The organism is Pseudoalteromonas sp. QJM3NY_22 (genome assembly GCF_056173065.1).
On sequence record NZ_JBWBTZ010000003.1, the window covers coordinates 85,881 to 104,705 of the forward strand.

21 protein-coding genes are annotated in these 18,825 nt (G+C 36.1%); 9 read left to right on the forward strand and 12 right to left on the reverse strand.

What is annotated here, in order from left to right:
• Window positions 1-274: 274 nt before the first annotated feature.
• Window positions 275-913: a hypothetical protein gene (locus tag AC0VZ4_RS25505; RefSeq protein WP_475442267.1), complete on the forward strand. Its 639-nt coding sequence runs from the start codon at window positions 275-277 to the stop codon at window positions 911-913.
• 605 nt (window positions 914-1,518) lie between these two features.
• Here the strand turns inward: AC0VZ4_RS25505 and AC0VZ4_RS25510 are convergent.
• From AC0VZ4_RS25510 to AC0VZ4_RS25535, 6 genes are all read right to left on the reverse strand, one after another.
• A complete protein-coding gene (locus AC0VZ4_RS25510; RefSeq protein ID WP_475442268.1) occupies window positions 1,519-2,004 on the reverse strand; it encodes a hypothetical protein in 486 nt (161 codons plus the stop codon).
• 22 nt (window positions 2,005-2,026) lie between these two features.
• The gene (locus AC0VZ4_RS25515; RefSeq protein ID WP_475442269.1) at window positions 2,027-2,365 is read right to left on the reverse strand and encodes an SEC-C metal-binding domain-containing protein; all 339 of its coding nucleotides are present in this window, start codon (window positions 2,363-2,365) and stop codon (window positions 2,027-2,029) included.
• A 51-nt stretch (window positions 2,366-2,416) separates the two neighbouring features.
• A complete protein-coding gene (locus tag AC0VZ4_RS25520) occupies window positions 2,417-2,569 on the reverse strand; it encodes a hypothetical protein (RefSeq protein WP_197487266.1) in 153 nt (50 codons plus the stop codon).
• A 23-nt stretch (window positions 2,570-2,592) separates the two neighbouring features.
• Window positions 2,593-2,904 carry a helix-turn-helix domain-containing protein gene (locus AC0VZ4_RS25525; RefSeq protein WP_442449501.1) on the reverse strand — a complete coding sequence of 104 codons (312 nt, stop codon included), beginning with the start codon at window positions 2,902-2,904 and terminating at the stop codon, window positions 2,593-2,595.
• A 71-nt stretch (window positions 2,905-2,975) separates the two neighbouring features.
• Window positions 2,976-3,308: a type II toxin-antitoxin system RelE/ParE family toxin gene (locus AC0VZ4_RS25530; protein WP_064663921.1), complete on the reverse strand. Its 333-nt coding sequence runs from the start codon at window positions 3,306-3,308 to the stop codon at window positions 2,976-2,978.
• A 4-nt stretch (window positions 3,309-3,312) separates the two neighbouring features.
• Window positions 3,313-3,987, reverse strand: coding sequence for a hypothetical protein (locus AC0VZ4_RS25535; protein WP_475442270.1), 675 nt, complete (start codon window positions 3,985-3,987; stop codon window positions 3,313-3,315).
• A gap of 221 nt (window positions 3,988-4,208) precedes the next feature.
• On the opposite strand from AC0VZ4_RS25535, the gene AC0VZ4_RS25540 reads away from it, so the two are divergent.
• Entirely contained in the window at window positions 4,209-4,427 is a 219-nt protein-coding gene (locus tag AC0VZ4_RS25540) for a hypothetical protein (RefSeq protein ID WP_475442271.1), read from the forward strand.
• Between the two features lie 1,450 nt (window positions 4,428-5,877).
• A complete protein-coding gene (locus AC0VZ4_RS25545; protein WP_475442272.1) occupies window positions 5,878-6,633 on the forward strand; it encodes a replication initiation protein in 756 nt (251 codons plus the stop codon).
• Here AC0VZ4_RS25545 and AC0VZ4_RS25550 read toward each other — a convergent pair.
• On the reverse strand, window positions 6,606-7,865 hold the full coding sequence (locus AC0VZ4_RS25550) for an IS256 family transposase (RefSeq protein ID WP_475439694.1): 1,260 nt from the start codon (window positions 7,863-7,865) through the stop codon (window positions 6,606-6,608). The genes AC0VZ4_RS25545 and AC0VZ4_RS25550 overlap by 28 nt on opposite strands.
• A 182-nt stretch (window positions 7,866-8,047) precedes the next feature.
• On the opposite strand from AC0VZ4_RS25550, the gene AC0VZ4_RS25555 reads away from it, so the two are divergent.
• A complete protein-coding gene (locus tag AC0VZ4_RS25555; RefSeq protein WP_475442273.1) occupies window positions 8,048-8,878 on the forward strand; it encodes a hypothetical protein in 831 nt (276 codons plus the stop codon).
• Window position 8,879: 1 nt separating this feature from the next.
• Here the strand turns inward: AC0VZ4_RS25555 and AC0VZ4_RS25560 are convergent, their stop codons facing one another.
• On the reverse strand, window positions 8,880-9,335 hold the full coding sequence (locus AC0VZ4_RS25560; RefSeq protein ID WP_475442274.1) for a hypothetical protein: 456 nt from the start codon (window positions 9,333-9,335) through the stop codon (window positions 8,880-8,882).
• A 91-nt stretch (window positions 9,336-9,426) separates the two neighbouring features.
• Here AC0VZ4_RS25560 and AC0VZ4_RS25565 point away from each other — a divergent pair, with 91 nt between their 5' ends.
• From AC0VZ4_RS25565 to AC0VZ4_RS25580, 4 genes are all read left to right on the forward strand, one after another.
• Window positions 9,427-11,535, forward strand: a complete 2,109-nt coding sequence (locus AC0VZ4_RS25565) for an ATP-dependent helicase (protein ID WP_475442275.1) — start codon at window positions 9,427-9,429, stop codon at window positions 11,533-11,535.
• A complete protein-coding gene (locus AC0VZ4_RS25570; RefSeq protein ID WP_475442276.1) occupies window positions 11,532-11,876 on the forward strand; it encodes a hypothetical protein in 345 nt (114 codons plus the stop codon). The genes AC0VZ4_RS25565 and AC0VZ4_RS25570 overlap by 4 nt, the downstream gene beginning before the upstream one ends.
• A 14-nt stretch (window positions 11,877-11,890) precedes the next feature.
• The gene (locus tag AC0VZ4_RS25575; RefSeq protein WP_475442277.1) at window positions 11,891-12,241 is read left to right on the forward strand and encodes a hypothetical protein; all 351 of its coding nucleotides are present in this window, start codon (window positions 11,891-11,893) and stop codon (window positions 12,239-12,241) included.
• Between the two features lie 342 nt (window positions 12,242-12,583).
• A complete protein-coding gene (locus AC0VZ4_RS25580) occupies window positions 12,584-12,961 on the forward strand; it encodes a hypothetical protein (RefSeq protein WP_475442278.1) in 378 nt (125 codons plus the stop codon).
• Here the strand turns inward: AC0VZ4_RS25580 and AC0VZ4_RS25585 are convergent.
• From AC0VZ4_RS25585 to AC0VZ4_RS25600, 4 genes are read right to left on the reverse strand one after another with little or no spacing between them, the layout of a single operon-like run.
• Window positions 12,931-13,308 (reverse strand): hypothetical protein, encoded by a 378-nt coding sequence (locus AC0VZ4_RS25585; protein ID WP_475442279.1) that lies wholly within the window; start codon window positions 13,306-13,308, stop codon window positions 12,931-12,933. The genes AC0VZ4_RS25580 and AC0VZ4_RS25585 overlap by 31 nt on opposite strands.
• Window positions 13,309-13,315: 7 nt before the next feature.
• Window positions 13,316-13,870: a hypothetical protein gene (locus tag AC0VZ4_RS25590; RefSeq protein WP_475442280.1), complete on the reverse strand. Its 555-nt coding sequence runs from the start codon at window positions 13,868-13,870 to the stop codon at window positions 13,316-13,318.
• Window positions 13,871-13,872: 2 nt separating this feature from the next.
• Window positions 13,873-14,376 carry a hypothetical protein gene (locus tag AC0VZ4_RS25595; RefSeq protein ID WP_475442281.1) on the reverse strand — a complete coding sequence of 168 codons (504 nt, stop codon included), beginning with the start codon at window positions 14,374-14,376 and terminating at the stop codon, window positions 13,873-13,875.
• A complete protein-coding gene (locus AC0VZ4_RS25600; RefSeq protein WP_475442282.1) occupies window positions 14,376-17,042 on the reverse strand; it encodes a PD-(D/E)XK nuclease family protein in 2,667 nt (888 codons plus the stop codon). The genes AC0VZ4_RS25595 and AC0VZ4_RS25600 overlap by 1 nt, the downstream gene beginning before the upstream one ends.
• A 250-nt stretch (window positions 17,043-17,292) precedes the next feature.
• Between AC0VZ4_RS25600 and AC0VZ4_RS25605 the strand changes: the two genes are divergently transcribed.
• Complete coding sequence (locus tag AC0VZ4_RS25605; protein WP_475442283.1) at window positions 17,293-17,748, forward strand: hypothetical protein; 456 nt, start codon at window positions 17,293-17,295, stop codon at window positions 17,746-17,748.
• The last annotated feature ends 1,077 nt before the right edge of the window (window positions 17,749-18,825 follow it).

Here is an 18,825-nt window from a genome sequence, read left to right on the forward strand (position 1 = left end):
TCACGATTATGGCACACGGTTGTGACACCTTAACTTGGCGTTGAGGCTGTAGAATTACTCTTTTTAAAAAAATCAGCCTGTTTTATGGGTTCCAAAAAATGCATTACCTAATGCTTTAAAAGCGCTTAGCGTTAATTACAGGAATTCGATTTTTAATTAGATTTGGCTGTTGGAGTTATTCTACAGCCTCGTTAGGCAATAAACCAATGGAAGTTTGATGCTCAATAGTCGGTTTTTCGATAAAGATAGAAGCGTTCAAGAGCGGTGGTTTCGAATGAAATTCCACAGAAATTTTGGGCGGCAGATAAAAGCTTTTTTCTTGTGGCGACTTTACCGTAAATTGGAAAAAGAATTTAAAGCAAAAGATAAAGTTATAAACGGAGCTATAGAAACTACAGTAAAAGAATGCAAGAAGGTCAACGAGGAGCTGTTTCCTGCGACAAAGCAGTTTTTAAATATTGGCCTGTATTTCTTGCTTGCTGAGAGAGATATCCAAGCTTTAAAAGCTGATGCTTTCGCTCATCCTAATGAGACAAAAAGGAATATTGCGTTACGTGCACTGCTTTTAACTATTTATGAGTGGGATATGGGAAAAGTTACTGGACGGCGAATGCAGTTTATATACGAATCGACAGGATTGTCTGATTCTTCAAAGAATATGGTTGTCGATGCCCTAAAAAAATTAAAGAAAGCAAGAAAAGCAATTGAAAATGAAATTTCTGAGGCAAGGCACAACACTATTGCTCATAGAGAGGCCGACGCCCTACATCAGTATAAAATTATCTCAGAGCTGAAGGTCATGGATTTTTCCATAGCTTTGGCTGGTTTGTACGAAGCATCAGATTTGCTGTTGAAGTCTTTGGTAAAAGCGATGCTTGAAATTGGTACTATGGAAAGCCTTTTTAATCAGTGAGTTATCGAAAAAAAATAGCTTAACAAGGCTCTGCTGCTGATGAGCGGCAGAGCGAAGCGTTATCAATGCCCGCTTATGGCACTTTTACGAAGTTCGGTTTGAGTGAAAACCAAGTATTAGGATAGGTTGAAATTCCGTTCTACAATCGTAAATACTGAAATTCTACCTATACCTTTATTTACGTACTGACGATAGCTATTTGCCAACGATAGCCTAAAACCATGTGTCCACACACATAAGTTTTAATTGCTATGTCATCGTATGGTTGTATTTTATGTCAGTGAATGGTTGCAGGTTATCTGTAAGTGACTGATATAATTATCTAGCGCTTGTCACGGTTTGCTTGCAGCGACAATGTGTTTTTATTTAAAAATGCTTTTATGTTATGTTCGTATTTTACATATAACCATAAGCAGAATATCACTAGTGGAAGTGCTAAAACCCATAAAACCAATTTATTAATGTATGTATAAGCCACGAAAACCCCTGAAAAAAAAACAGTGGAAATAGGGGTTTTGATTCAGGTATTAACAGCTTAATTAATGGCACTTTATATTCACTTTTCCAATCCATAACTATTCGACTCCTGATTTCCAATATATCAATTAACGATTCATTCTTTCATCATCGTAGATTTTTTTCAGAATATTTTTATAAGACTCCATGCAGTCAGAACTTAAACCTTTATTAATATTTTGAAGTTCTGATAATGTTATCTCTGGTTCATTTTCTATGTATTCTTTTACGGCCTGAGGCCGGTCATTTAAGCTGGCAAACTCTCTTCTAGCCTTTGCTTCTGCTTCATTTCTTTCCATACCATTCGCTATGTAATCTATTACAGCTGATTGTTCGTTCCATTTAGCATATAATTTGGAGTTTGAGTATTCCAAGAATTTTTCAGCTTCAACAGCTTTGATATTGGAGTGTTTATACGCAGAGAGGCAAACTTGATTTTCATCCCATTGATTGCCATTTTGCATGGTCAAATAAGTGCCTACAATACCGAGCACACCCGCAATTACCGTCGATGCAATTGATGCTGCGAAGTTCCATTTTCCAGCGATTTTAGCATTTTCATTACTGTCAGACATGATTTAACTATTCCACTGGTTTCTATTTAAAAGCGTCAATGCCAACTGACCCACCCATTTCTTCCTTTAAAACTAGCATTAAATCTTGGACTGCATTAGGTTCGCCAGATATAGCAAACGTTGGCGCGTTACAATCTTCACAGACAGCGCCAATAGCCAAATCAATACCTACCATTCCATTGGTGTCCATGATTTCAAATGTATTTTTTGGAGCCTTACCGCCACACTCATTACATGTGACAAAAGGTGGTAGAGCATGAGTTTCGCTGCTCTTTTTATTAATATTGTTAATCAAATAGCAACACTTCTTGTATTTTTTACCACTCCCACATGGGCATGGTTCGTTACGCTTTACCGTCATATTTATATCTCTTTATTCCTATTTGCCTTGTTAGCCAAGCAAGTTACCGCTTTACTCATAGAGTGATGGTAAATGCACTATGTCAAAATTTTTATGCTCACCACACTTAGGGCAAGACTCAGGTATATTTTCTTCTTCGGTATAGCTCTTATCAAAACCGCATTCCATACAAGATGCAGCCCAAACAGGCTCTTTGTCGTCCATTATTTATCCTTAAAATTCTTCAACTAGTGTGCTTTAACGGCTTCAACAGCCATTGTTAACTGATCATCTGCAAAGGACGGTTTAAAGCGAAAACCAATTCGATACAAACAAGTCATTAGCTTATCAATGCTGAATTTATCAATTCGGCCATTAACCAGATCACTTACGCGAGGTTGGGTTAGCCCTAATTGAATCGCTGCATCGGCCTGTGACCAATTCTTAGCATTGATAATGTCACGAACAACAATCATCAGATCTGAGCGCGTCTGTAGTTCAGAGGCTTCTGCCTTATCTTCTGTGATTGCATCAAAGATATTTGAGTATTCAAGAGTCATCTTAATAGCCTTGTTGATTAACTTATAAGCACTATATATCAGCACTGATATATATACAAGTGCTGATATAATTATTTTATTTCGTTTTGCATTAGCTTATACCGCGTCTTCGCAGTATCCATAGCCTGTTTATCCACTCCGTTAGTAGTCTTGGTAAACGAATGTAAGATGAACACTGTATCGGCAAACTTTGCAACGTAAATCGTTCTGTATGCTGGTCTGCCGTTCTCTATCAGCTCAACCGCCCCAATACCGACACTTTCCTTTAAGTGCTTAAACTTGCTAAATGGCTCTTTGTTTTGACAGATAGCGTTTAAATCATTTGCAAAGCGCTTTTGAATTTTATCGGGCAACGCTAGAAACTCTTTTTTTGATTGATTGTTTATAAACTTAAACTTTTTCAACTTCCTAATGTCCTGTCATTTTAATTCTTGAATATACGCTATTGATGGCGTCTGATAATTGCAGTAAATTACCGTTGTATTTGTCTGCTACCACTTGTCTCGATGAGTAGCCAAATAGATCAGCTACCTCCCCATGTTCCGCATTTTTCGCAAGATGAATGACTAGCGAATCTTCAAAAGTTTTCGCTGTAGCCCAATCAAGGCCAGCTTTTTTGAGCAGCGTATTAACTTTTGCCCTCAGATTCGTAGGCTGAATGTTAATGCCAGTTTTTACGGCTCGCTCGCTCATAGCAAAGCCGCTCAATCTGTCACTAAGAAGCACTGGCGCGTACTTGCTAAAACCCCTGTATGTATTCAGGTTATGCTTGTACTCTGGCGGCAGCTCTTGCCGTTCGTACCAATCGAGATAGATCTCTAGCGCTTGGCAAAAAACTTCTGGCACTTCAATTATTCGGTCTTTTTTATTTCGACTAAAAGCGGCTGGTAAAACCCACTTTCTGTAGACCTCGCCCTTATCGCTAATTAACTGGTGCAAACGCAATAAATTGTGCTCAGTGAGCGACAAAGGAACGTATGCGAGCTGGCTTACTAGGTATCTATCTTTAAGCTCATATTTACCCGCACAGGCTTTATTAAAGAGTGAATCAATGTCGTTTTCAGTAAATATCTGCCTCAACATAATTTAGTTGCATAACCTTAATACATAACAATGCAATATAGATTACACTATCACAATGCAATAACAAGGCAATTCATGCAATACGGTAGGGATGATATTGGAATAATTTGTCAAACATTTTTGCTTATTAAGTGGGATTAAATTTAAATGCGTCTTTTAATGCATGTTGTATAAAGACTGGTACGGTAAACCTAAATTAAACAACAACGGAATACAGATAAATGAATGTTAACAATATTACTTCGGTAGGTTGGCTGTACAATGCTGACAACTCAATCGCTTTAACTATTTGCTTACGTTTTCAAATGAAACCTGTTTTTGTCTCCATTTCTAAAGCCGAGTTTGACAATGCTGGTGGAATTGAGGAAATACAGAAAAACAAACAATTTGCTGTTGATTATTTCACTAAATATGGTGCAGGCAGAGAATATAAAGGCTAGTCACATAAATCATTAACCCAGTTTAGACTGGTTTTTTGGACGAAATCCTAAAAATATCACAACAGAATATTACTCACCAAGTTTGGGGCACAGTGGACCTCTATTTAGCTATGATCTACTTCACTAACGGCCGCATAAAAATCTACTTATTTAAGGGTAAAAAATGCAATAAAACAAAATTGAAATAGTCAAAAGTCGCTATATTTGGAATGAAACTTATTGCTCAATATGTTTAACTTAACTAGTCGATCAAATATGGTCCTCCCAAAACACTTCCTGCATCATGGATGCAGTGGAAGATAGCTCACCTTTACCACTTTTCCCCATCACATATGAGCCCGAACCGGTCATCCCCAAACACTTCCTGCATCATGGATGCAGTGGAAGATAGCTCACCTTTACCACTTTTCCCCATCACATATGAGCCCGAACCGGTCCCCCGTAAACACTTCCTGCATCATGGATGCAGTGGAAGATAGCTCACCTTTACCACTTTCCCCTATCACACATGAGCCCGAACCGGTCCCCCGCAAGCACTTCCTGCATCATGGATGCAGTGGAAGATATCTCACCTTTACTACTTTCCCCCATCACACATGAGCCCGAACCGGTCCCCCGCAAGCACTTCCTGCATCATGGATGCAGTGGAAGATATCTCACCTTTACTACTTTCCCCCATCACATATGGCCGTAACTCCCGCCTTATAGCTACGTGTGACACGTATTTTATATGTCTTTATCATGCTAGTAGCACTAAATCCGCAACGTGATAATGGAAAGCAATTTTTTCCAGCTGAAAAGGAAGGACAGACTATCAATCTAGCGAATGATTAAACCGGTAAATTATGTAGTAACAACCTCACCTGATGCAAAACTAGTGAATTATGTAACTAATAACTCACCTTAAATCTTAATTACTTGTCGCTACACCAACTTATAAGTTGGTGTAGCGACAATTACAACGTAAAATTTAGCTTTTAAAGAAGGTGGGAAATATCTCACCTTTACGTGGTTATCTTCGCACCTTCTATTAACTAATGGCAAAACCAACCATTTGGTGATCCAATAACCACAGTAAAGTGATCGTTTCTCCACGGTAGTAACCAGTTTTAAACATGGGATAGCTCTCACCTATTGGTGATTCACTCACCTGAACGAACATAATGACTAGATTTACGTGGGTATACTCTCACTTTAAACCAGCAATCTTTCATTAGATCCTTTTGAGATCAACAATTAAGATCCCATCTTGATCTTAACTAAGATATTAAGATCAAGATCTCTTTATTTATTAGTTATCTTTATTTTTCATAAGTTTATTAATTACTAAAACTTACTTTATTTAATGAGTCACTTTTTTTCAAAATAGTGACCTTTTTGTTGATCCATACTTTTCCGACTGTATGATGCCTTTCAGGTGAGACAAATTTTACAAAAAAGGCAGGTTCTAATGAGCAGTAATGCATTTCAACAGAACAATAATAATGAGCTATTAGATAGTCGTGTATTCATTGCTCCACGAGCTATACTGGAAATGTATCAAAAAGTTTCTTTTAGCTCATTCAAAGTCTGGGCTAGTCTCTTAGCCGATATAAGTGATAAAGATTTTAGCGAAGAAGATCAATTTGTGCCTTTGAGCGCCATATGGCAGGCACTCGATGGTCGTTTATCATATAAGAGATTAGAAGTACTTTTAGAGGAGTTGCAAACTACACTCATAAAGCAAGATGAATATCTTCCGCAAACATTCGAAAGGAAAAGAAGCTCATTTCATTTGCTAGGTCCAACTGAAATTACCGTCAACCAATCAAATGATGTGACAAGCTTAAAATATAGATTAGTAAGAGAGTTATTACAGATACTTAAAACGGAAGGCAATAAAGAGCAATTCATAATTGAAATGAGAACCTTCATTTCACTTAAGGGCAAAGGCGGTGAACATGCTAAAAATCTCGTTTTATTCTGCACGCCTTACATCGGTTTAGGCGAAACTAAATATATTGACGTTAATCAATTACGCGAATTTATGGGTCTAGGAGATTCGTATAATGATGATGAAGGAAATACTATTTTTAAAACATTTAAACGTGATGTTTTAAAGCACGCTATAAATGCAATCGAAGCTAACCCATACGTGAACTTTCAAATTGAAGGGATTGATACTCAACGGAGTTATTGTCAAATCTGGTGTATGAGCTCATCTTGATGCTCTGTTTGATCTTGAGTTATTCTTTCGCCGTCTTTAAATTTTACCCCTGTAATTACTTCAGCCAGTAGCTTAAATCCTCGCAAGCGGTACCATTTTTTCTCTGCCGACTGCGCGAGTTTAAAAACCATCATTAAGGTGGTTGTCCGGCTGCCACAACTCTTCACTTTATGCGTTCTCAGCCTTACCGTCGCAAACGTTGACTCTATCGGATTACTCGTTCTTATGTGCATCCAATGCTCAGCAGGATAATCATAAAATGCCAGCATTTCATCTTTATCCTTCATCAAGCAATCCGTCGCTTTTGGGTATTTGACTGAGTAATTTTTAACAAATAAATCATACGCTTTATAAGCAGAAGCTCGACTCTCTGCCATCCAGATATCTTGTAAATTCGCTTTGATTTTAGGTTGCATTGATTTCGGCACTTTGTTTAGCACATTCGCGATTTTATGCACCCAGCAACGTTGATGTTGGGTTGTTGGCCATACTTTGGTGAGGGCATTCCAAAACCCCAGCGCACCATCCCCTATGGCCAATTTTGGTGGTATTGTTAGACCCTGTGAGCGCAGTTGATTTAACACTTCAGTCCAGCTCTGCTCAGACTCACGAACCCCGTCAACCACCGCCAATAGCTCCTTTCTGCCCGTTTCATCTACCCCCATAATTACCAGTAAGCACAGCTTATCATCCATTCGAATTTTACTGTAAATCCCATCGGCCCAGATATACACATATCGACGTTTAGCCAAGGAACGTTTAGACCACTGCTGATACTCCGTTTCCCAGGTGGATTTCAACCGAGAGACACTATTGGCCGACAAACCTTTGGCTTGCTCGCCTAAAAGAGACACTAAAGCGGGCTGCATATCACCCGTCGAAATTCCTCGTAAATAGAGCCATGGGATCAGCTCTTCGATATTTTTTGTCCGTTTCAGATAAGGCGGGATCAAGGCACTATTGAATTTAATGCCTTCCTTTTTTCGATCCCTGACTTTAGGTATTTTGACCTCAATATCACCAAGGCCTGTTTGGATCGTACGCTCAGGCTGGTGACCATTTTTGACGATCCGCTGAAGTCCCTCGACGGTCTCATGCTGGTATTGAGCCAATAAAACAGCCAACTCAGCCTCAATCGCTTGAGCTAACAACTGCTGCGCCCCGCTTTTAAGCAACTGCTCTAACGGATTGTCTGGTTTTTCAATGGAAATAACATTATCATTTTCAGTCATTGCGATGTCTCTCTGGTTAATTGTTGATCCGGTCAAGATCAATTAACAGATTACATCGCAATGACTTTTTCTCATACACCAGAAACGACTATAGCTCTACTCAACGTGTTGGCAAGCGAATTAGTGAAATAAAATTCATATTAACTGAACGCCGGTCAATTAAAAATTTACTCTCAAAGTCTATGAATGATCATTCATCACCAGCTGATCCAACTCAACTAAAATCTACTTTAATTTCCTTTTGGCAAGAAGAAACTCATAATGTAAAAAACGGTTATCCGATTGAAGTTATTTATCGCTTACTAAAACAATTCAAGTTAGTCGATAAATATATCAATGAAATAATAAATGAAAAGCAATTTAATACAAATCCGAAAGGAGAAACTTGCCGTATTTTTTCTATTGCTACAGCTGTTACACAACTCTGGCTTGATGGTCAGTTATCTAAAGAAGACTCAAAAATTTATAATTATGCATATCGAATATTTAAAACACCCAGCGATTCGAAGGTAGAGTCATTATGTAAAAAATTCATAGCGACTAATGATTTGTACTCTTCTTCTGATATTAGCAAAGCAGAAGTGTTGAAGAAACAAAAAAGCCAAAGAGCTGCTCGCGCAAAACTATTAATTAATGGTATCAATCAGTATTCGCGTAACTTTATAAAACGTGCATTTAGCGCCCTAACAATTGATGAGATTAGCCGGTTTAATGAAGAATTTATAAAATTGTGTTTAACAAATAAATTTGGCCCATGGCCAAAAAAGGCTATCTTAAAACTAGAGCTGCGGGATTGTGTTTTGGCCAATGTTTTAACTAAGAGGGCGTTAGCATTGTATAATCAATGGATAAGTGAAAAATGTGTAGAACTTGACATTATTCCTGCACAAAGTGTATCAGATTTCTTAAATAGGCATCCTGAACATAACAGACACATTACATTTCTAAACGTACCAACAAATATAAACTATAGTGAATTTGTCTCCTTTGTCGAATTACTCAAAAGTGAGTAACTTAAAACTTTGCAATAGCCTTATTTTGTAAGTCGATAAAACCTAAAGAATTAATTAAGTAGAATTTACTTTCATAGACAATTAGATCATATGTTGACGTATCCCTCTCTGACAAACCAACAAACTCCAGATTATTAGTTTTTTTCATAAACCAATAGTTATTAATACTGGTCGTTAATTTGATGGCCTCAACTATATTGCTGGCCTTTACGTTTGCAATATGTATATACAAACCAAGCTCTAATGCTTCTAATACTGCTGCACATTTATCTTTTATAAATGTGCTCGATGTAATTTCTATATTTTGATCACGGACCAGCAATTCATAATAACGATTGCTAGTGTATTGACGTAAAATCGATTCATCTAATGTGCGGTTGCTCTTCAAAATTTTATTGATTAGGGCTCGATTCTTATGATTTAAGTGATCAAGGTGATATACGCTAAATTCTGACATTTTTTTACAAATACTGACTTAATTGTTGATCATTAAACTGTATCAATATTTACTTGCAACAAGTATTAATAATTTCTGAAATAGTCACTTAATGGGCGTATCAATCACAAATGAGCAAATGTCGATAATTAAAGCTGATCCATGTGCTAACTTAAAAGTTATCGCCGTTCCTGGATCTGGCAAATCAACAGCGCTCATATATCGTATAGGATACTTACTGTCTAAAAACATTAGGCCTGAACGTTTGTTGGTAATAATGTTTAATGATTCAGCTGTCAATAACTTTGTAGATGATATGTCGCAACTACAATATATGAATCTTCCTGATGTTAGAACCTACCACTCGTTTGCTCGTAGATTAAGTTTTATATTGATAAAAAAAGGCCTACTTCAAAAAACAACATTTACACCGAATCAAGCTCATTATAAAAATTTTTATAGAACAGCATTAAAAACCTATACACCCGAGCACCTTCATAAGCAGCTAAATGTTGATAGTTCAGACACTATTAATAGTTTTATAAGGCTTGTAGAATTATGTAAATCTTCACTTCTTCCACCAGAGGTAGTTTTTAAAAAGTTCAAATTCTCATCTGAAAAGTTATCATTTATAAACTCATTTTATAAGTCAGAAGAAAAAAGGCATGCAGAAAAAATACAGTTTTTCTCTGATTTAATTTACGACATTGTAATGTTATGTAAAAGGGACCCAAGCGTAATAGCCAAAATTTCTAACAAACATGACGTTATTCTTGTCGATGAATACCAAGATGCCAATCAAGCATGTCATGAACTAGTAAAGATTATATGTGGTTCAAGAGGCCGTGTTAATCTGGTTGGTGATGATGACCAAACTATCTATGATTTCACAGGTGCGGAACCACGATTTCTAAAAGATGAAGCTAATAACGACTTTCATAATATATCGGAGTTTTATTTAACAAAATCGTTTCGCTATGGCCATACGATAGCTCTTATAGCCAATAACATTATTAGTAATAACGATTGTAGAATTGAAAAATTCAGTGTCTCAGGTAGACCGGACCTTCATTCTACAATCAGCATAGCCTCATACACCAGTTTGCATTTAGATACTGAGCAACCAGATTTGATTAAAGAGATCAGTGATTATGTATTAACTAATCAAGGTCAATATCGAGATATCTGTATTTTAATGCGTAATTACAGCAGCTCATTCAGCTTAGAGCTGGCCTTATTGAGACATGGAATTCCATACTACATAAATGGAGAAAGTAAGACAGCACTGCACTCTGAAGATAGTAAGTTTATTCGTTCTGCATTAGTTGCACTTAGTGATACAGCTTCAAATATAGAACGAGTAACTGCTTTAGAATATTTTCTAAAATCTTATTTTTGGATTGATGTAGAGCTAAAGTTCTTTGACGTCTGTAATAGCCTGATTAATGACGATATCAATGGCGCTTTGGATGCTCTTACATTATTTCAAACAAAGCTGAAACCCGATGTTGTTGGCAATATAGCAAGACGCGCCAAAACATTTTGTAAAGTAATGCGCAGTAGAAAGACCGATGTTGCATACAGGCTAAACAGACTTATAGATGATTCGGGTATTAAAGGCGTATTAGCAAAGAAATACTGGCGGTCAACAACAGAACCAGTAAAGCGCTTTGACGCCTTGTTAGCATTTTATTCTTCACTAAGCGATAACCCACAACAATCAGTTTTGATTGTTGATAATATAAAAAATAATGTCAGTTTGGCTGATGACAAAAATGCTCTGCAGTTTTGTAGCTTACATAAAAGTAAGGGGCTAGCTTGGCAATACGTAATCATTGCTCATTGTGAAGAACGTATCTGCCCATCAATTGAGTCAGCTAATGATGAATACTTAGTTGAAGTTGAAAGGCGTCTTTTTTATGTCGGTGTAACCAGGGCTCGCAAGAAATTAACTTTCCACATTCCAATCGATCATGACTTAATAAAAAGCCTCAAGGAATATAAAGGTTACATGAATGATGTTGATTATTTCAATAAGGGTTACGCATCCCGATTTATTTATGAAGCCAACATTATTTCAGCAACTCAAATTGGTACCGAGATCTATAGGGGGGATAATCGCTCAATTATTACTTCCACAGGGAACCGGCATAACTACAATCGTTATCTAAACGAACTCGGGCTTGAGTATCGGATTAGTGGATTACAGGAATATACATGACTAATAATGAAGAAATAAAACAAGCTTTTATTGATGCTGGTATAAAGCGTCATTTGCACTTTACGAAACTGGGATATTACAAATTATCTGGTGATAGTAGGTTTTTATATGGCCATTACTTACAGTTAATAGCTTTGATTACATTTGTGTTATCTTTTTATTACGTTTGTAGATTTGTTTCCAGTCAACAACCTGAGTTCGTGACATTAATTTTTAACTCATTATTTTGTTCAACTTTATCTTTTTCTTTATCTGAAATCTTGATTCGGAATTATTTATCTGGATTAAAAATTTTAACTTTAAGCGCCGCTGTAGCGTACATAAATATTAACTTTCTATAACAACGGAGAATACAATGATTACAAACTTAAAAAACACTGATGTTCAATTCACAATTGGCAGCAATACTTACTTAATTACTTTATTCAATCTATCTATTGCCTTATATTTATTAGCAGCGTTTAGTTGTGCTGTTTCAGCACTTTTCGGGGTGTTTCTCACCGGTATAATGGGGGTTATTGCAATAATATCAGGTCCATTGCTTACTTTTTATTTGGCTTATGAGTTCAGAGCAATCGTAATACCAATTTTTGTCGAGCGTCTATGTAAACAAAGCGAAGATAATTTAGACACAAACAAAGCTGCTGTTGCTGAGCCTGAAGCAACAGTTAATGTAATAAAAGATACAACTAATATTGCTGATTAAAAACAAGCCATCATAAAGCAACCCTTTAGTACTAGTTGTTTTTGTATGTGTTACATATTAATGGTTTTTTATTTACTTTTTTCCGATATTATGGCACTTTACAATCAATATTCAGGTTTCATTAATACTGAAAAGTCAGGAATGAGACTCGTTTGTGCTAATGAAGTGTGTTTAATTTGAGCTCAGTATGTACATATAATCAGAGGTTTCTTGGGTGTACTGTACATACTGCTTTGTATTTTCTTACGTAGTGTTGCTGGTGATTTTTACCCCGCGCATTATTGTAATAATTCTTGAGGGATAAATTAGCAGAAGGATTCGCTATTGTAAGAGGTAATTAAAATGGATATTAAAAAAGCTAGGTATGCATTAATTGATGGTGTTAATTACGCTGTACCAGGGCATATTAAATTTGTATTACAATGTAAACGCGGCTTCTTATACGGTAAAGAGCGCAAACCAGAAATTGTCGTTCATCGTAAAACTCGAGAGTGGACACCGGAGAAAGAAGTTCTTCAGTCTCGTAACTTGAAATTTAAAAGCCCTTGGCCAGTAAGACCTGACGAAGCTGGTCGCTCAGACTGGGAGACTCGAGTGTTTGAAACTTCATCACATCTGGCTAACGATAAACTACATACTGTCTATTGCATTGATGTACCTGAAGTTGATGAAAATGACAGTGCACAACTTCAAGGTTTACAATCAGTTTCTGCTAAATGAATTTTCCCGAGTGGCATACCTTCAAAGTCAGTGTATGAATAAACTATGCTAACATTGTTTTTAAAAAAGTATGCCACTGATTCATTTGCACATGCATCAGTGATAATCTTTTCTCTTGTAGATTTTTTAAAATTTTCAGGCGATACTCCCTCAGATAACCCACCAGCTACTTGCATATAGTAAATTAGGGTTTCACCACCGAACTCAGCCCCAACTAAGGTTGTTGAATTATCAACTTTAAAGGGTACATCAGTGTTAATTTGTGACACTACACTAGCGATGTCTTCATTCACCGTCTGCACTGACAACGGCATGATCGCCATTACTATTGTTAAGAAATTAGTCACAATAAACTCACTCCACTTCTTTTGATTTTGTTTTAAGCCAGTCTTTAATTTTTTTTGAGTTTTCTTTAGTTCTGCAAAGCTTTTGATATTTTAATAGTTCATTTGTGCATGTAGATGTAAATATCCCTCTTGAGATTTCTAACTTGGCAGCTTGATCAATTTCAAGATTTAAAAGAGACTGTTTGGTAACCGGCTCCCCCTTGTAAAATGCCTTTAATAGTATTTCAACCCAAGGATTTTTTTGCAGCTTGTTTAGATTGGTCTCTAACTTATCTAAAGTAGTGTCCGCTTCATTAATTGATGGGTACGATTTTATGGCTAGGTGGTTATAAATAAGCAATGGGGTATGGTACTCAATTATTTCATCATACTTTGCTTTAGTTAATTTCCCCTCGGCAAAATTAGGAAGTATAGCCTCCCCTCTTAAGCCAAATATTGATATTCCACTATTCAAACTGGCAAAGTGGTTTTCTACTATGCATATCATGATCATTCTGTGTTTTACATTAAGCTCTGAAAGCAAATTTTTTAACTTTCGCTCTTGAATATACCTGGAAATCATTTTTAACCCTTATCTAAAGTAACCTTTTCTAATAGCGTTTCTCTAATTTTATCTTGTTCTCTTAGCACATTTGACCGGATCTTCATTTTTAAATTTTTAAGGGTCATAGCTGTGTTAGCTGGCATGCCAATTTTATCAATATAAAAAACCATGCTTTCATTAATCACATTGTAGTTGTAATCAACTACATCCCCGCGGCGGTTCCAGAATATTGGCTCATTATTTAATAATATTGGTTCACCGTTGAAAAATACGAATTGTGACCGGTAGTTGATATAAACCTTCTTATACTTTTCGGAATATTTTGGATAAATATCAATCTCCAAAGCAGTAACATTATCATCATCATAAGTGACGATTTGCCATAATTTATCCTTGTTATCAAAGACAATCATTGGTAGTTCATTGCTTTTATCAATTTTTAATGCTTTCTTGTTTAACAAGAAAAGTAATGTACCCACTAACGTAAGTACAACTACTATAATTGTTACATCTCTTATTTTCATTACGCCACCGAATGTTCGCATAGACTTCTTTTTACACAATACATACACCCTTCACTGCTTGGAGTGTATTGCATTTCACCATAGACATAGCTATTTATGTTCTCGCTAAATAATTTCAACCAATGTTCTTTCAATGTTGCCCAGTCATTAGAGGCTTTATATCGATGAGTTGCGACAGACTTAAAATAAGGTGTGTCATTGCTATTAATTAATCCACTAATTGAAGGAGAGTTAGGAACAACGTTTAAATACCCAAAGCCGTCTGCATTTTCACTTATTGCAGCTAGAGGTAGTTGGGATTTAGGGTTCCTACCAAAAGAACGACAAATAGATTCTTCTCTACTTTTAACATCTAGAGCAAGGATTTTGTGAGTATTATCAGAATTAAATGCTTGATCGACCCTATCTTTTCTAATTTTTAATTTTATGCCACCAAGATCTATAAAATCTGATTTTTCTAGCGCTATGATGTTGAAATCATCACGCTCTCGTTCAAGTGATATCCATTGGTTTAATGTTTCGCACATTAAACTACGTTCTTGCTCTATTAGAACTTCACGTATATCAGTTCTATCCACCCAAAAGAATGCAATATCAACAGCGTTAACTATAAGTTTAGCTAATTCATTCTCATCAATTATTTCAAGCGTGTATCTGTCTGATTTATTATTCTTACGTAATGCAATCAGTGACCCCCATAGTGATTCTAAGGCATTGTGCAGCATTACACCTTTTTCAGCACTGGTGAATCCCATGTTATAGTTTGGAGTGTGATCGGTAATTTTCATCCTGTAGTTCGTTATTGCTTGCATCATACAAAGACCAATTTTATCTACTAGATAGACTCCACCTGGCACCGTGTTATTTTTCATTTCTAATTTGCCGATGCTGTCCTCTTTTGTTGCAACATTGAACTGCTTGAACGTTAATGTGTGATAGTCGATAACGTCATTGTCTATTATGGCTTTGGAGTCAATGATGCTGTCGGCATTACTGAGAATGCTTGCAGGTTTCTGAGCACCGTAAGGGCCATTAAGAGTAAAACTTGTATAGAGACGACTGCATGAACTCGCATATCTATTGAAAAGCATCTGTGTGAACTCATATTCACGTTCACCACTACTGTGTGGCATTTTTTTGTCAATTTGCAACTGAGCCGGTATGCAGCCATTGATGCTCGCTGGCGCAGGAAAAATATTATCAACGCAATCTATAACCCAAATATAATCAAAATTTAGACCCGCGGCTTCAAGTGACCCCAATACACTAATCGGAGAGTTTTTACTTACAGGGGTTACTAAGGTGTTTTGGCAGTATTGATTTATCAGTTTACAAGCTAGTTCGCGTGATATTTCACCAGTGTGCATATCTAAGCTGCTCAGACTATCAAGTACTGATTTCCATTTTTCTGCACCAAGAGCTTCCATTTCGCTTATCTCAACGCCTCTCGCCCACCCTAACGCATTAAGTGAACTGTTAAATAGGTTCGCCCACCTACTTGGCAGAAGTCTGTCAGGATGTGTTGTGTTTATCCTTACAAATTCATTTAAGCTCTTGCTAAATATGCTTGGGCAATATGATTTCATTGCAAGCTGCATTAATGATGTTCTATGCGCTCGATTATCTCGCATTTTACTTGCGAACTTTCGACGCGCCATTTTTTCAGTTTTACTATTAACAATAAATGGGTCATTAATAATGTTGAGTACATGCTCAGTCATCACGAATTCGCTAGTTAGACTTAAGTAGTAGAGAGCCCGTTGGTATAATGGGATTTGTTTTAGCGTAAGTCCTAATGAAACATCGTAGGGAGCTATATATGGTTTATTTGATGGCAAAAGCCATTGTGGCTCAAATACATCATTTAATTTTTTAACAATTTCATTTCTTTTAGCTTTCAAGTCATGCGACACAATCGCAATAGTTTTCGTTGGCTCATTATCTATTATTTTAGAGGCCCATTTTGCCACTATTGTTAATTGATCATTATTATCGACTGTTGGTACAGAATGCCAATTTTTGCTGGAAGTTAGAGGATTAACTGGTTTTAGTTTGGCTTTTTGTTGTATTGCTGCGAATAACTTCTTATATAGCGGGGGTTGTTCATCAAAAGCGTACAATGCAACACGCTTTGGTAATTTAATTTCACCTTTATTTATCGAGTTGATTAGTAACTCTATTGCCATTGACTTAGTAACAAAACCTTTGGTCAATATATCTTTCTGCACTTTGCTTCTCCATCGCATGAACGCACCGCTTAAAGCGCTATCAGGTTGGTACTTTGTCACTTCCCAGCGGGAAAGCACTTTGTCTGCATTCATGGCTTCTGAAAGCCAATCAGAGGGATTTACTAGCGATTCGCCCATTTTGTCATTATGTATTGCTTTAACCCAATACGCTGTTAATTCGTTATCTCCTATCATTGATAAATTGCAAAATGGGGTAATGTTTTGTGTGCGTAGTGTTAGAAATGTAGTGGAGACCCATGTATCTAAAGGCATTATATTGGGGGCAATACAGGCATTCTTGCTTGTTTGGTTTAACACATGTTCAATTACCCTATTACTTAAGCAAGTTGCTGTTCTATTATTCGGTGTGATTGTAAGCGTATTTTTATCTGCGAGTAATGCTAATTCGCTTAGGTTAATATTAGATATTTTGTTCATTGCTTATGCCTTTGGATTTTAATAGCACAAAATTAGCATAAGCAATATATCCTGCAGATAAAGTCGGCAAAGTTTAGAATAAACTGAATTGTGTTTCCTGATTAATAACTCTCTGCATTAAGGTGGGTGTATTTCTATATTTGTAATTGATAAAACTTGTTTGCGGGATAATTTTCACAGTTAATCGGGTTTTTTCTTTTATTTATTAGTGCTTACGGTACTTTAGATTATTGATTAACTTTTTAGGAAAATGATGAAAAAAATAATAGCGCTATCCATCTTACTGTTTGGTGTCATGTCGTGGTTTGATACTTTTGAAGAAGTACTTGATGAAAGTGACTACGTAGTAATTTCATATGCTTTTATAACACAGTGGTATGTAGATTTTAGACATATCTCAGATTGTCAAATTGAAAATAAATCAAGATATAACAACGATCAGCTAAACTTAACATCGACCGCAGATATAAGCTTGATAATTTATAGAGCGATAAAAGTTTGTCCTTATCAATCTAATGTGACCAATCTATATAAATTATGGGGTTCATCAATTGAGAATGTTTATGTGCCTATTAAGCTAACTGTCCCATTTGCGATAAGTAAAAAGCTCATCTTGGTGGATGATTTTGAAAACCATTCATGCGCTGATTATATGGAGGCATTATATAACATTTGCCCTATAAAACTGGGCATTCATTTTAACTGATAGCTCATAAGGTTATAAATAAGGTTAATATGGTTAAATACTTAGGTATAGGGTTAAGGCTAATTAACAAGGCTTTATCTTATTGTTATTCCTCAATAAATCTAAAAATAGCAGATCGAGATCCCCCGAGGTACAGATCATATCTACCCTAATTACAGATCAGGTTTACCTTAATTTACACTGTTATACATCAAACTTATCAACAGGTTAACAACAAAAATGAGCTAATTCAATTCGGTGGGATCAGATCTCCACTATTTTATTAACAACATTTATCCACATAGCTTGATGACTTTGTATCAAATTCTGCAGATTTAACGACAAAGATCAGGTTTCCATGAGTTAGAGATCAGATTTACCCTAATGTTTCTCTAGTTATGCACAGAGGATTGAAGCGTTTGGTGTTTGTTTAGATATTAAGCTGGCAGAACAAAAACTCCCGATTTAAAGTTAGTAAGCTCTTGTACAGATCAGTTTCCCCCTAATTTGCCATGTTTAAGTAACTGGCGAAGGAGAGATTTCAGATGAGAGGGTGAAATACTCTTTTATAAAGGGGAATTCTGATCTGTAAAGTTAATGAATTACAATTTAAATTATCTTAACATGCTGATTTATAATGGTTAAAAATATATAAAACACATTAGCCCTATTAACGAACTTTAAACCTCAAATCTAAATTCATGTTTAAATTTAATTTGTCTATATGACTCAGATCAATTTTCCCCTACATAAAAAATAAGAAATGAGAAAACGATTACATTAAAAAACAACAACTTATAATTTCAGATCAAATTTACCCGATTAATCTGTAGTAAACGCCCAATTTTGCAAAAAGAGCATATTCAGATCAACTTTCCCCGCTTTTACAGTGTACTTTTGTGGCTGCACTTGTTTGGTAAAATGGATAGAGATCAACTTTCACCGAATTGGGACCTCTCAAAGATCGAAATTCCCCGAATTTAAACACGCAGAGATCAGTTTTCCCTGAATATAAAATGTTATTTTAGCACTTGTGTATGCACACAATTGTACTTGCGTTATTATAAGTTAATAAAAATCATCGGATGGAACTTTTAG

Excerpts from the sequence above, each read along its gene's own strand:
- AC0VZ4_RS25545 (WP_475442272.1), top strand. The coding sequence starts at position 5,878 with ATGAGCAGTAATGCATTTCAACAGAACAATAATAATGAGCTATTAGAT.
- AC0VZ4_RS25575 (WP_475442277.1), top strand. The coding sequence starts at position 11,891 with ATGATTACAAACTTAAAAAACACTGATGTTCAATTCACAATTGGCAGC.
- AC0VZ4_RS25555 (WP_475442273.1), top strand. The coding sequence starts at position 8,048 with ATGAATGATCATTCATCACCAGCTGATCCAACTCAACTAAAATCTACT.
- AC0VZ4_RS25515 (WP_475442269.1), bottom strand. The coding sequence starts at position 2,365 with ATGACGGTAAAGCGTAACGAACCATGCCCATGTGGGAGTGGTAAAAAA.
- AC0VZ4_RS25525 (WP_442449501.1), bottom strand. The coding sequence starts at position 2,904 with ATGACTCTTGAATACTCAAATATCTTTGATGCAATCACAGAAGATAAG.
- AC0VZ4_RS25565 (WP_475442275.1), top strand. The coding sequence starts at position 9,427 with ATGGGCGTATCAATCACAAATGAGCAAATGTCGATAATTAAAGCTGAT.
- AC0VZ4_RS25505 (WP_475442267.1), top strand. The coding sequence starts at position 275 with ATGAAATTCCACAGAAATTTTGGGCGGCAGATAAAAGCTTTTTTCTTG.
- AC0VZ4_RS25535 (WP_475442270.1), bottom strand. The coding sequence starts at position 3,987 with ATGTTGAGGCAGATATTTACTGAAAACGACATTGATTCACTCTTTAAT.
- AC0VZ4_RS25510 (WP_475442268.1), bottom strand. The coding sequence starts at position 2,004 with ATGTCTGACAGTAATGAAAATGCTAAAATCGCTGGAAAATGGAACTTC.
- AC0VZ4_RS25580 (WP_475442278.1), top strand. The coding sequence starts at position 12,584 with ATGGATATTAAAAAAGCTAGGTATGCATTAATTGATGGTGTTAATTAC.
- AC0VZ4_RS25550 (WP_475439694.1), bottom strand. The coding sequence starts at position 7,865 with ATGACTGAAAATGATAATGTTATTTCCATTGAAAAACCAGACAATCCG.
- AC0VZ4_RS25560 (WP_475442274.1), bottom strand. The coding sequence starts at position 9,335 with ATGTCAGAATTTAGCGTATATCACCTTGATCACTTAAATCATAAGAAT.
- AC0VZ4_RS25570 (WP_475442276.1), top strand. The coding sequence starts at position 11,532 with ATGACTAATAATGAAGAAATAAAACAAGCTTTTATTGATGCTGGTATA.
- AC0VZ4_RS25520 (WP_197487266.1), bottom strand. The coding sequence starts at position 2,569 with ATGGACGACAAAGAGCCTGTTTGGGCTGCATCTTGTATGGAATGCGGT.
- AC0VZ4_RS25540 (WP_475442271.1), top strand. The coding sequence starts at position 4,209 with ATGAATGTTAACAATATTACTTCGGTAGGTTGGCTGTACAATGCTGAC.
- AC0VZ4_RS25595 (WP_475442281.1), bottom strand. The coding sequence starts at position 14,376 with ATGAAAATAAGAGATGTAACAATTATAGTAGTTGTACTTACGTTAGTG.
- AC0VZ4_RS25605 (WP_475442283.1), top strand. The coding sequence starts at position 17,293 with ATGATGAAAAAAATAATAGCGCTATCCATCTTACTGTTTGGTGTCATG.
- AC0VZ4_RS25590 (WP_475442280.1), bottom strand. The coding sequence starts at position 13,870 with ATGATTTCCAGGTATATTCAAGAGCGAAAGTTAAAAAATTTGCTTTCA.
- AC0VZ4_RS25600 (WP_475442282.1), bottom strand. The coding sequence starts at position 17,042 with ATGAACAAAATATCTAATATTAACCTAAGCGAATTAGCATTACTCGCA.